The sequence below is a fragment of the Roseovarius sp. EL26 genome (assembly GCF_900327775.1).
Classification (GTDB): Bacteria; Pseudomonadota; Alphaproteobacteria; order Rhodobacterales; family Rhodobacteraceae; genus Roseovarius.
In genome coordinates this window covers 218,904-233,476 of sequence record NZ_OUMZ01000005.1, presented here as the reverse complement: position 1 = coordinate 233,476, position 14,573 = coordinate 218,904, and the positions used below count along the sequence as shown (strand labels likewise).

The window sequence follows — 14,573 nt, the reverse complement described above, 5'->3', positions numbered from 1 at the left end:
CGCTATGTTTTATGCGCTTGTAATTATGCCTGCGTTCACGGCGGTAAAAATTACATCTGGTCATACGAAGCGAAGCAACTTTTAGAAAATCAGTTGCTTCGTTCCCATCATCGTAAACTCTTTTACCGCTGCAAAATCAATCGTTCGGGTAGCCGAATACATCATTTGAATTGGCGGACTGACCTGTCTGTACTTCTTCGACATCCCAATGCTCTACGATCAGGCCTTCATCGTTAAAACGGAAAATATCCATATATCCAGTATCCAAATCCCCATCTGCATCCAATTTGGTTTGCTTGGAATGCACAAGAACGAAGTCACCCATTGCAATGGTTTTCGCGATATCCGTTTTCAACCGAACATCATTATCCGAGAGCTCTTTGAGATATCCCAAAAAAGGTGCGCGCCCGTCGGGCACATACGGATTGTGCTGAATATATGTCTCGGCAGAAACGAAATTTTCAACCGCCGAGGTGTCTGACGGATTGTCAAAGGTCTTCAATACCGCAATCGCGCGTTCCCGGTTCTGCTCACTGTCTTGCGAGGAGTAGATATCCGCCGCGGGCCCCTGGAACATGGTATTTGCATTTGCTGCGTCACCGGGAACCTGTTGGTAATGATCCCAGTGCTCTACCAATTGCCCATTTTCTGCGCGCCAGATGTCGACATAAACATATTGCTCACCGCCGCTGGTGGTCCAGACTGAATGGATGGCCACATAGGGGCCTTCGGCAATAGTGCGGTAAAGGTCAACTTGAACGTCCGGATCTGCCGTCAGTTCTCCTGCGACAGCTTTGATCAGCGCGACAGGGCCATCACCATAAGCCGTTGCGTGCTGGGTATAAACATCGCCGATGTATTTGTTGAAGTTGTTGAGGTTACGATAAACCAGAACATCTTCGTAAAATCCCTCTGCCAGCTTGATAGAGGTCTGGGTCTCGGCGTCGATCGTGCGCATATCTGCAAGTGCAGGGATAGAAAGAACAAGCAATATACCGGTTGCAGCAGCTTGTAGTGTATTTTTGACAGACATTTGGAGGTCTCCTGTGATGTGTCTGCCCGCTACTTATTCTCCGCTATTGATTAATAATACAGAAGTATTACTCATAACAATCATGAACAATATCGATGAGTTATCATTGGACGGCCGTTTGTTGACCATGTTTGTCATGGTCTATGAGACCGGATCTGTCACCGCAGCCGCCTTGGCGATGAACGTCACCCAATCTACGATCAGCCATGGCCTGAACCGTTTGCGTGCCATCACCAAGGACGACCTGTTCGTCCCAATGGGGCGCGGCATAACCCCAACTGAGAAAGCCTCCGCCTTGGCGCAAGATGCCCGGCGTATTTTGCAAGACATGGAACGGTTTTCCCAGTCCGGGACCTATGACCCCACCACGGACGCGCGCCCGTTCACGATTGCCGCGACCGATTATGAGATCGAGATCATCGTCAAACCTTTCATTGACCAACTGCGCACCAAAGCACCCAACGTCCAAATCCGGGTGCGACGAGCGCTGGATGACAAAGATTGGGCCGACCTTCTTCGTTCCGGGAAGGTTGATCTTGTGCTGGCACCCGAACTGAAATCAATGGAAACCGATATCAAGCAGCGCCGGATTTTGGCAAGCGATACCGACGTTTGCTTTTATGATCCGGCAAAACGGAGCGCACCAAACAGCTTGGAGAAATACTGCGATGCCTCGCATGTGATTATGTCCCCAGGTGAAATTCATAAAACACCCGTGGATCAGATCTTAGCCAAACACGGAGTTCAAAGGCACATCGCTGTCAGCCTGCCCAGCTTTGCAACAGTCGCGACCATTCTGAAAAATACCGACTTAGTCACCCTGATGCCCTTGCGCCTGAAAGATACCGTTTTTGCCGGATTTGCGTCCTGCACGCCGCCGTTTGAGGTTCCATCATATACCATCTCTTGCGTTTGGCACATGCGTGTTGATGCCTCTGCCCGGCACAAATGGATGCGTGCACAAATCTAGAAGTATGATCGCTAGACAGCCGCTATCTCGTGCCGGTGGCCGTTCAATAGAGGGCCAGAGCGTGACTTTAACCCACGTACCGGCACAAAATCGCGCGGAAATCGTTGACATTGGTCAAGGTTGGTCCTGGCACCACCTGATCCCCAAGATCGCCAAAGAACCCGTGCGCATCGTTGTTTTGCAATGCAGCAGCCGCATCGCGACCACACTCAGCTGCTTTCGCCAAAGTATCTGGCGCGATGATGGCACCGGCGACTTCTGCCGCTCCATCAACACCATCGGTGTCACAGGCAATCGCATCAATGCCCTCGGCCCCCTCAAGCGCCAAAGCCAGCGCCAGCGAATATTCCGCATTAGGCCCGCCCACGCCGTTACCAGTGCGTGTCACAGTCAATTCGCCTCCGGACAACAACACTACAGGCGCGTCACCTTCGGATAGACCCGCTTGCACTTCGCGGGCCAGTGCCGCATGGGCACACGCAACATCGCGGGCTTCACCCTCAAGCGCATCCCCCAGAAGACGTGTCTCGATGCCGGCACTCTGTGCCAACTCAGCCGCTGCAGCCAGAGATTGCGACGGAGCCGCGTAAATCACATTTTCCACGCCTGCCAATCTCGGGTCATTCGGGCGCACCGGGTCAACGCCTGATACCAAATAGTCCGCAATAGATTGCGCCGGGGTAACTCCCCAGGTTTTCAACGTCTCAATGGCCTTTTCAGCATCACCTTCATGACCCACAGTGGGCCCACTGGCGATATCCGACGGGTTGTCCCCGGGAACATCCGAGATCATCAGCGCCAGCATCTTGGCTGGATGCACACGCGCAGCCAAATTGCCACCTTTAACGGCCGAGATCTGCTTGCGAATGCCGTTGATATCGCCAATCGGAGCCCCAGAGGCCAACAACGCCTGCGTCAGTGCTTGTTTTTCTTCCAATGTGATATTGCCAGCCGGCGCGCTCAGCAGGGCCGAACCGCCGCCGGAAATCAACGCCAACACAAAATCATCTTCGCCCAGACCATCGACCAGCTCCAGCATCCGTTTTGTCGCCGCCTCGCCTGCGGCATCCGGTACCGGGTGTGCTGCCTCAACAATCTCGATGCCTTCGCACGGGCGCGCATATCCATAACGCGTGATCACCAAACCATCACATGGGCCGTATTCGACTTCGACCGCCTCAGCCATCCGAGCCGAAGCTTTGCCCGCGCCGATCACCACCAGACGTCCTGCAGGGCGCGGAGGTAAAGCCTCTTTTAAACTTTGCATCGGATCGGCGACTTCGACCGCACGATCAAACAAGTTGCGCAAAAAGGATGCGGGGTCGGTCATGGCAGGTCTCCGATTCAAAACGTCCTGCTTTTTGACGCAGAACATCCATACATATCAAGCAGAACCAGAAATACAGGATTTATCAGGCTAGGTAACGCGACAAAAAGACATCAACAACGCCTTTCACAACCCGCTCAATCTCGGCCTCGGTCGGTTCGTCGGCGAGACCACATAATTTGCGTACAAACAGATCTGATTTGCACAGCTCGGCGAACTGGCTCGTCGCAAGTTCCATATCGTCAATCTTCAGGATTCCCTTTTCGACATAGGGCGTAAACACCTGCGACATCCGCGACCGTAGCAAGGCCGGACCCGAGTCGTAAAACCGTTGCCCTAACTCGGGAAAACGATAGGATTCCGACACGCAAATTCGGAAGACCTGCATGCCAAATTCCGACAGAAAGAACCGCACCACTCGACTAGCGGCTTCGTGCAAGACGATCTCAATCGGAGCACCAACACCGATCACCTCGATGGCCTCTTCCGCTTGGCGCTTGCACTCCAAGCGAGACACTTCAGAAAACAACAACCGCTTATCAGGAAAATAACTGTATAAGGTCGCTTTCGACACTCCCGCCTCGCGGGCGATTTCATCGACACTGGCCCCCTCAAATCCGTCACGCATAAACACCTTGCGCGCGCCCTCGAGGACTTGATCAAACTTGCGACCTTTTTTGATTTCTGCGGCCATTGCCGTCATGCTTGCCCCCCAATTCGGTTCGGCCAGTTTAAGCGCCGCCCCTATGAATGCGCAAGCATAACTGCAATTTAGCTCAATTTCCCCTCCGTCAATTGCCCAAAATTCAACGTTCTGTTTGCGTAGTATCTCGGGTGACAGGCTCTGGTGTGGTCTCTGGATAGGTGATCGTCGGAAACAAACTCCCTGTATTGAAACTCAAAGCCTGCATTGGCGTCATCACGACACCCAAGGCAAGGATTACGGCAGTAAAGGTTCTGGTCATCGTTCGCTCCGATTCTAAACAGATTAGTTTAGTATATTTAAACTAATTAGTTCAGTTATCAAGTGAATTTAGAAAATGAGTTCACTTTACAGAATTTATCGCTTGCGTATTTTCTATTCGCGCATAATTTAGAATCATTCTAAAAAGGATACTCCAATGATTCCCGGTCATTTTCACCGCCGCCGCTTCGCGGACCTCAGCGAACAAGAGGTGCTTGCCCTTGCCATATCATCGGAAGAGGACGACGCCCGCATCTATCGCAGTTATGCAGAAAAGCTGCGCGCGGACTATCCCGACACCGCCAAGGTTTTTGACGACATGGCACTTGAAGAAGACAGCCACCGTCAAGCCCTGATCGACCAACATGATACCCGGTTCGGCCCGGTCATCCCGCTGATCCGACGCGAACATATCGCCGGGTTCCACGCTCGCCGCCCGGTCTGGCTGATTGAAAACCTTGGGCTTGATCGCATCCGGCAAGAGGCCGCGATGATGGAACGCGATGCCGAGCAATTTTACCTCAAGGCCGCTGGTCAGAGCACCGACGCAGCCACCCGCAAACTGCTGGGCGATCTGGCCGCCGCCGAAGCCGGGCACCAGACCCGCGCCGGTGACCTGACCGAAAGTCACCTCAACCACGACGCTCAGGCCCAGGAGGCCGAAACCGCCAATCGCAAATTCATCCTGACTTGGGTCCAGCCGGGGCTAGCCGGGCTGATGGACGGCTCTGTCTCAACCCTCGCACCGATCTTTGCCACCGCCTTTGCCACACAAGACACCTGGACCACCTTCCTCGTGGGCCTCGCCGCTTCGGTCGGCGCCGGCATCTCCATGGGCTTTACCGAGGCCGCCAGCGATGACGGTGAATTGTCCGGTCGCGGCAGCCCGGTCAAACGCGGTTTCGCCAGTGGCATAATGACCACTGTAGGTGGCTTGGGTCACGCCCTGCCCTATCTGATCACCGATTTCTGGACAGCGACGATCATCGCAATTATCGTAGTGTTTATTGAACTGTGGGCCATTGCATGGATCCAAAACCGGTTCATGCAAACCCCATTTTTCCGTGCCGCAATGCAGGTGGTATTGGGCGGCGCATTGGTCTTTGCCACTGGTGTAATTATCGGTAGCGGTTAAAGTGGGGCCATGAACAAGGTCATCACAGGTCCGGATGGGCAAAACCGTTGTGCCTGGTGCGGAGACGTGCCGGAATTTTTGCCCTATCATGACAATGAATGGGGCTATCCAGTGGGCGATGACACCCGTCTGTTTGAAAAGCTGTGTCTGGAAAGCTTCCAGTCCGGCCTTAGCTGGCGCACCATTCTGAACAAACGCGAAAACTTCCGCGCCGCCTTTGCCGGGTTTGATTACCGTGCGATCATGAAGTTCACCGACGCGGATCGCGAACGCCTGCTGAATGATCCCGGTATCGTGCGCAACCGCCTCAAGATTGACGCCACCATCAACAACGCCCACCGCATGGCCGAAATGATCGAGGTCGAGGGATCACTAGCCGCCTTCATCTGGCGCTACGAGCCGCCAGTCGAAGAGTTAGGCGAGCCACAAACCGCCTCGACCTCTCCAACCTCGGTTGCGCTGTCAAAAGAGCTGAAAAAACGCGGCTGGAAATTCCTCGGCCCGACTACAATCTTTGCCTTCATGCAAGCCATGGGACTAATAAACGACCATGCGATCAGCTGCGTGATGCGCAAAAAAGCCCACAAAGCCCGCGCTGCATTTGCGCCCCCAAGTAAATGAAAAACCCCGCCCTTCTTGGAAGCACCACGGCAAAATCTGTACAACTCTTACATGAGGCTCAAGGACCGCTCTGAGCCTTCTTTTGACATGTCGTTGTGAATAGTAGACGCTCAATTCAACAAGATGCAGGGCGACACCTAAATGCTATTAGATATAAATCTACCACTGATCCTCATCGCAGCTTTTGTAGCGGGTGCAAGCCCTGGCCCAGCAACTCTCGCCATTGCTGGTACTTCTATGGCTTCAGGCAGAGTATCGGGTTTGTCGTTGGCATCAGGCATATCTGCCGGCTCGCTGATATGGGCAATTTCAGCAGCATTTGGCCTAGGCGCGATCATGCTTGCAAATGCATGGGTATTCGAAGTGTTACGATATTTTGGCGCAACCTATTTGATGTATCTCGCCTACAAGGCTGCCCGTTCTGCACTCTCCCCTAAGGAAATCAAGGTTAAGTTGCTGACAGGAAGCAGATCAACGCTGTTTACAAAGGGGCTCTTGCTGCAACTCACAAATCCGAAGGCAATCTTATTTATTGGCTCATTATATTCGCTCGGGGTTCCAGCCGGATCATCGATCCAAGGCCTCGTAATTGTCATTTCTTCTGTTGGCACCCTAGGCTTTGTCATCTTCCATGGGTATGCGATTTTATTTTCCTCAAAGGCCATGACCCTTCTTTACCTACGCCTACGCCGTTGGTTCGAAAGCGCGTTTTCCATAGGATTTGGCGCAGCCAGCTTCAAAATACTTACGGCACGGTTTCAGTCTGAGTAAGGGCGCTTTGTCCCACGTAGCAGCGGGATCATCCAAATCAGGCACGAAATCACCCAAATCACACTTACAATAATCGTCAGTGGATCGCCAAAATTTATCCCCGCAGCGATAAAAACAAGACCAGCAATGATGAAGCCGATGAGGCCAAAAAGCTGGCAGCGTTGCTCAGTCATAACGACTTCTGTCCGGGTGCCGTGTTCCATTATGTCTCTTCAGCATCAGATTAGCTGGCTGATGTGTTTTTGATGAATTCTTAAAATTCCGTTTCCCCATCCGTTCAATATATTCACTATTACATTGGGCTGGAATCTGGCCGGATTCGAATGGATGGCGCTTCATACACCTGCCCGGCTACTTGGCAATTTCCTTTAAAATCCATGTATCGCAGGAAGTTGGACCACTTTTGGGAAAACCCGCCCCCTGTGCTATCCTCGCCCATATTTCAGTTCCAACAATTTAACAGTGACATTTCAACACCAGACCATTTGGGGGGGAACAAAATGACTTATATCGACTGGAAAATCAGCGGGCCCAAGATTGGCGTCTGCAGTTGCGACTATGGCTGCCCGTGCGAATTCAACGGAAAACCATCGCGCGATGTGTGCGAGGGCGGCGAGGCGCATTTGATTGAGGAAGGCTACTTTGGCGATGTCCGTCTGGACGGGCTCATCATCGGCGCCTCTTACCGCTGGCCAGGGCCAGTACACGAGGGCGGCGGCTGGGCTCAAGGGATCATCGACAAACGCGCCACCGATGAACAGGTCGACGCGCTGTTCAAAATCCTTGGCGGCGAAGAACAAGAACCTACAACTGTGTTCAACATTTACGGCTCCACCATGGATGGCGAAGACGACCCGATCTTTGCCGATCTTAAGTTCGAGGCCGATATCGAAGCCCGCACCGGCAAGCTGGTTGTTGATGGCAAGACCATGCTCAACATCACCCCGATCAAAAACCCGGTCACCGGCAAACCACACCGTGCCCGCATTGTCCTACCCGAGGGGTTCGAGTTCCGCGAGGCCGAAATGGGATCAGGCGACGTCACCATCGATGCCGGTCTCAAAATGCAATACGAGAGCGTCTACGGTGTCCTGTGGCACGCGTCTTATGGCCCACATGGTGTGATTGAAAACGCCGCCTGAAATGGCCACCGCCCCAACGCTTGAACGGCTGATCCGGCGCGACCGCGCCATCTTGATTGGCGGTCTCACCCTGATCTGTACACTGGCATGGCTCTGGGTCATCTCCGGCGCGGGAATGGGCATGACCGCACTGGAAATGACCCGCAGTGGCCTCTTCCCACACCTTAACCAACCTCTACGCCCGATGCAGATGACCGCACCATTGGCCACAGAAGGACCCGCACATTTCGTCCTGATGGCTTCGATGTGGTGGATCATGATGATCGCCATGATGCTACCCTCGGCCGCGCCCGCGATGCTGCTCTATGCCCGCACCATGCGCCACGCCCAGCGCAAGGGCCGGATGCAACAGGGGCCAGTGTCCATCGCCGTCTTTCTCAGCGGTTACCTGACCATCTGGCTGATCTTTTCGGTGATAGTCACAGCCGTACAGATGGCGCTGGTTGCCAGCGGGCTGTTGTCGTCGATGATGCTGTGGTCAATGGCTCCATGGTTCAGCGCGCTGATCCTGTTCACCGCTGCGCTATACCAGTTGACCCCGATCAAACAGGCCTGCTTGCAACATTGCCATAGCCCAGCTGAATGGCTCTCGCGCAACTGGCGCAAGGGCACATTAGGCGCGTTTCAGATGGGGGTCATTCACGGCACCTATTGTGTTGGATGCTGCTGGGCCCTTATGCTGCTGCTGTTTGTCGGCGGCGTAATGAACCTGATCTGGATCGCCGCCCTTGCCATGATTGTCCTGATCGAAAAATTGGGCCTATTCGGGCTGAAATCCGGCCGTATTTCCGCAGCACTCCTGGCCTTTTGGGCTATCGCAACCTTGCTGGTCTAGCCACATTTTTCACGAGTTGAACTTTTGATCGAATTTAATTATACGATGTATAAATAATTGGAGACAGATTATGATCACCGGACACATCATGATGGCCATGACCCTTGACGGCTTTGTCGCCCGCAAGGACCATTCACTTGATTGGTTGATGAAACAAAACACCACCGACGAAGACCACGGTTTCACCGCATTCATGGACAGCATCGACGTGTTGGTCATGGGCAGCGGCTCGTTCAAAACCGTGCTGGGCTTTGATGAATGGCCCTACGACAAACCCGTAATTGTCCTAAGCCGCAGCCTAACACAATCCGATATCCCGACGCATCTGCAAGACAAGGTCGAAATCAGCATGCTTGCCCCTACGGCCCTGATGGCTGAACTTGAATCTCGTGGCCACAAACGTGTCTACGTCGATGGCGGCGCGATCATCCAATCTTTCCTAAGTGACGGCCTGATTGAGAGCCTGAAAATCACCACCGTTCCGATTCTGATAGGTGACGGCATTCGCATTTTCAGCACTCTTAATGCCGATATTGATCTCAGACTGGAATCGGTCACGGAATACCCGTCTGGATTGGTAACCAAGCAGTATTCAGTTCAGTGACAAACCCCAAAAACAAACGCGCGGGCCGCCCCTCCAAGACGGCGGATCGGCTGCATAAGACGGATATTCTCAAAGCCGCCTGCTCTATCCTCAATGACAAGGGCGAAGGGGCCCTCACCTTCCGCGCGCTAGCTACCAAGCTGGGCGTCACACCAATGGCTGTTACCTACCACATCGGCACGCGGCATCAGTTGCTTGAGGCACTTATCACCGACGCATTTGCCGGGCTGGTCTCACCTGCCAAAGGGGCCACCCCCGCTTTGCGTTTGCGCGACTTGCTCCTGCGTTATTGTGAGATGGCGCTGAGCCACGCCGCCCTGATCCGCTGCATTCTGCAAACGCCAACGCTGATGTCAGATGACCTGATCCGCTACACCGAACTGGTCCGGATTGAGACGCGTATGCTCAACGATGGTGATCCGCAAGACGTAATGCTCAACCTGCTGATCGATTATACCCACGGCTTCATCTTCTCTGCCATTGCCGCCCCAGCTGACATCGCCCCCGGTCTTGCCATGTACGAACGCAGCCTCGATTGGGCGCTTTCCGCGCCAAAGCCTTGAAACGCAACAAGGCGAGCTATGCTAGCCTTGTGCTTCATACATGAAATCACTTACTCCGCTGGAATAGCCTTCGCCTCATGCCCCAGAGGATGTGGCAGTTTATCCAGCATCTCGGTTGGGCACAGCTGAACGAAGTTACCCAGTTCGGCCTCCCAATGCTGCAAGATATCCTGAGCTTTGCGGCTGCCGGTCTCAGCGGCATGGCGTTCAACCAGCCCCTTCAGCTCATTTTGCCAATGCACATCCTGCACAGGGCAAGCGACCAACGTCTCGTGATTAATCAACGTCGCAGACCGTCCTTCAGGATCATAAAGATAGGCCATACCCCCGGTCATCCCTGCGCCAAAGTTGGCACCGATTGAGCCAAGGATCACAGCAACACCGCCAGTCATGTATTCACAACCGTTGCTGCCACAGCCCTCGATCACCACCTTCGCGCCAGAGTTTCGAACCGCGAACCGTTCACCTGCGCGACCTGCGGCAAACAGATGCCCATCGGTCGCGCCGTACAATACGGTATTGCCGATGATGGTGTTATCTGCGGCCACCAACGGGCTGCTTTGCGGTGGATGCACCACGATGGTGCCGCCAGACAGGCCTTTGCCGACATAGTCGTTGGCATCGCCCGACACTTCGATCTTCAGCCCCGGTGCCGCAAAAGCCCCCAGCGACTGCCCCGCACTACCCGACAACTTCACCGTCAAATGGTCCGGTTGCAACGTGTTGCGCATGCCGAAGTTCCGCACGATATGGCTCGACACTCGCGTGCCCACCGTCCGGTGCGTGTTTTGCACCGCGTAATGCAGCTGCATCTTTTCTCCGTCTTCCAGGAACCGGCTGGCATCGCGCACAATTTCAGCGTCCAGCGTATCAGGCACTTCGGTCCGCGGACGATTGCGGTCATATGCCGCCTCGCCCACACCACCCACGGTGATCAACATCGGGTTAAGATCCAGATCATCCAGATGCGCCGAGCCACGCGAAACCTGCGTCAGCAGATCCGCCCGTCCAATCACCTCATCCAATGATCGCGCGCCAATGCTGGCCAGAATTTCCCGCACTTCCTGCGCATAGAAGGTGATCAAGTTCACAACCTTCTCCGCGTTGCCAGTAAACTTGCCACGCAGCGCCTCATCTTGTGTACAGACCCCAACCGGACAGGTGTTGCTCTGACACTGGCGCACCATAATGCAGCCCATCGCAATCAGCGCGGCAGTACCGATACCATATTCCTCAGCCCCCATCATCGCCGCCATCACGATATCGCGCCCAGTACGCAAGCCACCATCGGTGCGCAGGGTAATGCGCTCACGCAGGTTGTTCATGCTCAGCACCTGATGCGCCTCAGTCAGGCCCATCTCCCACGGCAATCCGGCATATTTGATCGACGTTGCCGGGCTGGCCCCGGTACCGCCATTATGACCCGAGACCAGAATAACATCCGCCTTGGCCTTGGCCACACCAGCGGCAATTGTGCCCACACCCGATTGCGCAACCAGCTTGACCGTCACTTTGACCGTCGGGTTGATCTGCTTGAGATCATAAATCAGCTGCGCCAAATCCTCGATCGAGTAAATATCATGATGTGGCGGCGGTGAAATCAATGTCACGCCCTTGGTCGAATGCCGCAGCCGCGCGATCAGGTCAGTGACCTTCATCCCCGGCAGCTGACCACCCTCACCGGGCTTCGCGCCCTGCGCCACCTTGATCTCCAGCTCTTCACACTGGTTCAGGTATTCCGCAGTCACCCCAAACCGGCCTGAGGCCACCTGCTTGATCTTTGCAGACGGATTATCCCCATTGGCCTCCGGCACAAAATGCGCCGGATCTTCGCCACCCTCTCCACTGTCCGAGCGCGCCCCAATCCGGTTCATCGCCACGTTCAGCGTCTTATGCGCCTCCGGGCTCAATGCCCCCAGCGACATGCCCGGCGTCACGAACCGTTTTCGGATCGCTGTCACGCTTTCGACCTCTTCCAGTGCAATCGCCTCTCCCATCGGTTTGATCGCCATCAGGTCACGAATGTGAATCGGTGGATTTGACTGCATGGTTTTCGAATACCGCTGCCACAGGGCATAGCTGGCATTGTTACACGCCATCTGCAGCATGTGCATGTTGGTCGCCGCCCAGGCATGGGTTTCACCCGACTTGCGCGCTTTGTAGAACCCGCCAATGGGCAAAATATCCTGCCCGGCGCCAAAGGCCCGTGCGTGCACTTCTTCCAACTTCGTCTGAATGCCCGAAACGCCAATGCCACTGATCCGGCTGGTTAACCCGGGGAAGTATTCTGCACACATCGCCCGGCTCAGACCGACCGCCTCAAAGTTCATTCCACCACGATAAGAGGACACGACCGAGATCCCCATCTTGGCCATGATCTTCAACAGACCCTGATCAATCGCGTTGCGATAGCGCGCAATGTTCTCGGTCAAACTGCCATCCAGCAGGCCCCGCTCCAGACGGTCAGCGATAGAATCCTCGGCCAGATAGGCGTTCACAACGGTTGCACCCGCACCGATCAGCACGGCAAAATAATGTGGGTCGATACATTCCGCCGACCGCACATTCAACGAACAGAAGGTTCGCAATCCCTTGCGTGTCAGATGGCTATGTACGGCAGAGGTCGCCAAAATCATCGACATGCCGATCTTGTCTGCATCCAGATGTTGATCGGTCAAAACAATATGTCCGGCACCAGAGCGTACCGCATCTTCGGCTTCGGCCCGGATCCGCTCTAACCCCGCCTGCAAGGCCCCCGAACCGCTGACAAAGGTACAATCAATCTCGGCCACATCAGCGTTGAAATGGCTTTGCAGCTCGGCCCATTGGGCATTGCCCAGAAACGGGCTTTCCAGCACGATAATCTCGGTCTGCGCGCCGCTTTCATCCAGCACGTTTTTGAGGTTCCCGAACCGCGTCTTCAGGCTCATCACCCGATATTCGCGCAGGCTATCAATCGGCGGGTTCGTCACCTGACTGAAATTCTGACGGAAGAAATGGCTCAATGGCCGGTACTGCGCTGACAAGACCGCGGACGGTGTATCATCGCCCATACTGGCCAGTGTTTCTTTGCCGTCTTCAGCCATTGGCGCCAGAATTTGTTCCAGCTCTTCAATGGTATAACCCGCCGCATTCTGCCGTTGGCGCAATTCGGCCCCGGTAAAAATTGGCTTCTCAGTGACGCCCGCAAGTTCCTGCTCCAGATCGTTGATCCGGTTGACCCATTCATCAAATGGCAAGGCTTGCGACAGCTTATCCTTGATCTCATTATCGCGGTACATGACGCCCTTTTTCATGTCCACGGCCAGCATCTGCCCGGGTCCAAGCGCGCCTTTTTCAATAACCGACGCTTCATCAATTGGCACCATCCCGGCCTCAGACCCGGCAATCACCAGACCATCACCGGTCAAAACATAACGCATTGGGCGCAACCCGTTTCGGTCAAGCCCCGCGCAAACCCAACGTCCATCGGTCATCGCCAATGCCGCTGGCCCATCCCATGGTTCCATCACCGAATTGCAATATGAATACATATCGCGCCACGCCTGCGGCAGTTCCTCGGCCTGCTTGGACCAGCTTTCCGGCACCAGCATGGTTTTCGCCATAGGGGCCGACCGGCCCGCACGCACCAGCACCTCAAACACCGCATCCAAAGCAGCCGAGTCTGATGACCCTCCTGCAATGATCGGTTTGATATCTTCGGCCATCTCTCCGAATGAATTGCTTGCCATGCGGATCTCATGGCTTTTCATCCAGTTCATGTTGCCCTTAAGCGTGTTGATCTCACCGTTATGGGCCAACATGCGGAACGGCTGCGCCAGCCACCACTGCGGGAAAGTATTGGTCGAATAACGTTGGTGATAAATCGCAAAGCTAGAGATGAACCGCTCGTCCATCAGATCGGGGTAAAAGACTGCCACCTCTTCCGCCAGCATCATGCCCTTGTAGATGATCGACCGGCACGACAGCGACGCAATATAAAGTCCGTTGATGTTGGCCTCGGTCACTGCTTTTTCGATCCGGCGACGGATCACATAAAGTTCGCGCTCGAAATCGTCTTCATCGATGTCTTTTGCGTTGGAAATCAGGATCTGTTCAATCTCGGGCCGGGTGGCGTTGGCCTTTTCCCCCAGACACGTCACATCCACCGGCACATGCCGCCAGCCATAGATTGTGTGCCCCATACGCAGCACTTCGGTTTCCACGATTGTCCGGCACGCCTCCTGCGCACCAAAATCGGTCCGTGGCAAAAACACTTGTCCAACAGCAACCAACTGATCCTGTCGTGGCTCGTGGCCCGTGCGGCGGATCTGGTCATAAATAAACGGCACCGGGATCTGCACGTGGATGCCCGCGCCATCGCCAGTTTTGCCATCGGCATCCACCGCGCCGCGGTGCCAGATCGCTTTGAGCGCATCAATCCCGGCCTCAACCACGCGGCGCGAGGGTTGCCCATCAACCGAGACCACCAAACCAACACCACAAGAGGAGTGCTCCTCCTCCTCGGCGTACATGCCATTCTCGGCCAGCCACTTACGTTTGGCCTCTTCTTTGGCCGCCCAGTTAAGATCCAGTTTCTTCATTGGTCTTTACCCTTCCTTTACTCGG

14 protein-coding genes are annotated in these 14,573 nt (G+C 54.7%); 8 read left to right on the top strand and 6 right to left on the bottom strand.

Annotated features, from left to right (window positions below; genetic code table 11):
* Positions 1–136 precede the first annotated feature (136 nt).
* Positions 137–1,033, bottom strand: a complete 897-nt coding sequence (locus D9A02_RS03035) for a nuclear transport factor 2 family protein (RefSeq protein ID WP_120499493.1) — start codon at positions 1,031–1,033, stop codon at positions 137–139.
* An 82-nt stretch (positions 1,034–1,115) separates the two neighbouring features.
* Here D9A02_RS03035 and D9A02_RS03030 point away from each other — a divergent pair, with 82 nt between their 5' ends.
* A complete protein-coding gene (locus D9A02_RS03030) occupies positions 1,116–2,003 on the top strand; it encodes a LysR family transcriptional regulator (RefSeq protein ID WP_162932944.1) in 888 nt (295 codons plus the stop codon).
* A 67-nt stretch (positions 2,004–2,070) separates the two neighbouring features.
* Here D9A02_RS03030 and D9A02_RS03025 read toward each other — a convergent pair whose 3' ends face one another.
* The 3 genes from D9A02_RS03025 to D9A02_RS19130 form a co-directional block, all read right to left on the bottom strand.
* Positions 2,071–3,333 carry a glycerate kinase gene (locus D9A02_RS03025; protein WP_120499491.1) on the bottom strand — a complete coding sequence of 421 codons (1,263 nt, stop codon included), beginning with the start codon at positions 3,331–3,333 and terminating at the stop codon, positions 2,071–2,073.
* Between the two features lie 82 nt (positions 3,334–3,415).
* Positions 3,416–4,033: a TetR/AcrR family transcriptional regulator gene (locus D9A02_RS03020; RefSeq protein WP_120499490.1), complete on the bottom strand. Its 618-nt coding sequence runs from the start codon at positions 4,031–4,033 to the stop codon at positions 3,416–3,418.
* 103 nt (positions 4,034–4,136) lie between these two features.
* Positions 4,137–4,295: a hypothetical protein gene (locus tag D9A02_RS19130; RefSeq protein ID WP_162932943.1), complete on the bottom strand. Its 159-nt coding sequence runs from the start codon at positions 4,293–4,295 to the stop codon at positions 4,137–4,139.
* Positions 4,296–4,451: 156 nt separating this feature from the next.
* Between D9A02_RS19130 and mbfA the strand changes: the two genes are divergently transcribed.
* The 3 genes from mbfA (at position 4,452) to D9A02_RS03005 (ending at position 6,821) form a co-directional block, all read left to right on the top strand.
* The gene (gene mbfA / locus D9A02_RS03015; RefSeq protein WP_120499489.1) at positions 4,452–5,429 is read left to right on the top strand and encodes an iron exporter MbfA; all 978 of its coding nucleotides are present in this window, start codon (positions 4,452–4,454) and stop codon (positions 5,427–5,429) included.
* Between the two features lie 9 nt (positions 5,430–5,438).
* Positions 5,439–6,050 carry a DNA-3-methyladenine glycosylase I gene (locus D9A02_RS03010; protein ID WP_120499488.1) on the top strand — a complete coding sequence of 204 codons (612 nt, stop codon included), beginning with the start codon at positions 5,439–5,441 and terminating at the stop codon, positions 6,048–6,050.
* A 141-nt stretch (positions 6,051–6,191) separates the two neighbouring features.
* The gene (locus D9A02_RS03005) at positions 6,192–6,821 is read left to right on the top strand and encodes a LysE family translocator (RefSeq protein ID WP_120499487.1); all 630 of its coding nucleotides are present in this window, start codon (positions 6,192–6,194) and stop codon (positions 6,819–6,821) included.
* Here D9A02_RS03005 and D9A02_RS03000 read toward each other — a convergent pair.
* Positions 6,809–7,024 carry a hypothetical protein gene (locus D9A02_RS03000; RefSeq protein WP_216824939.1) on the bottom strand — a complete coding sequence of 72 codons (216 nt, stop codon included), beginning with the start codon at positions 7,022–7,024 and terminating at the stop codon, positions 6,809–6,811. The two genes, D9A02_RS03005 and D9A02_RS03000, sit on opposite strands and share 13 nt — an antisense overlap.
* A gap of 297 nt (positions 7,025–7,321) precedes the next feature.
* Between D9A02_RS03000 and D9A02_RS02995 the strand changes: the two genes are divergently transcribed.
* The 4 genes from D9A02_RS02995 to D9A02_RS02980 all read left to right on the top strand — a co-directional run bounded on the left by D9A02_RS02995 (position 7,322) and on the right by D9A02_RS02980 (position 9,965).
* Entirely contained in the window at positions 7,322–7,963 is a 642-nt protein-coding gene (locus D9A02_RS02995; protein ID WP_120499486.1) for a DUF1326 domain-containing protein, read from the top strand.
* Position 7,964: 1 nt separating this feature from the next.
* Entirely contained in the window at positions 7,965–8,798 is an 834-nt protein-coding gene (locus tag D9A02_RS02990; RefSeq protein WP_120499485.1) for a DUF2182 domain-containing protein, read from the top strand.
* A 70-nt stretch (positions 8,799–8,868) separates the two neighbouring features.
* Positions 8,869–9,402: a dihydrofolate reductase family protein gene (locus D9A02_RS02985; protein WP_120499484.1), complete on the top strand. Its 534-nt coding sequence runs from the start codon at positions 8,869–8,871 to the stop codon at positions 9,400–9,402.
* On the top strand, positions 9,399–9,965 hold the full coding sequence (locus D9A02_RS02980; RefSeq protein ID WP_162932942.1) for a TetR/AcrR family transcriptional regulator: 567 nt from the start codon (positions 9,399–9,401) through the stop codon (positions 9,963–9,965). The genes D9A02_RS02985 and D9A02_RS02980 overlap by 4 nt, the downstream gene beginning before the upstream one ends.
* 50 nt (positions 9,966–10,015) lie before the next feature.
* On the opposite strand, the gene gltB is transcribed toward D9A02_RS02980, so the two are convergent.
* The gene (gltB, locus tag D9A02_RS02975; RefSeq protein WP_120499482.1) at positions 10,016–14,548 is read right to left on the bottom strand and encodes a glutamate synthase large subunit; all 4,533 of its coding nucleotides are present in this window, start codon (positions 14,546–14,548) and stop codon (positions 10,016–10,018) included.
* Positions 14,549–14,573 lie beyond the last annotated feature (25 nt).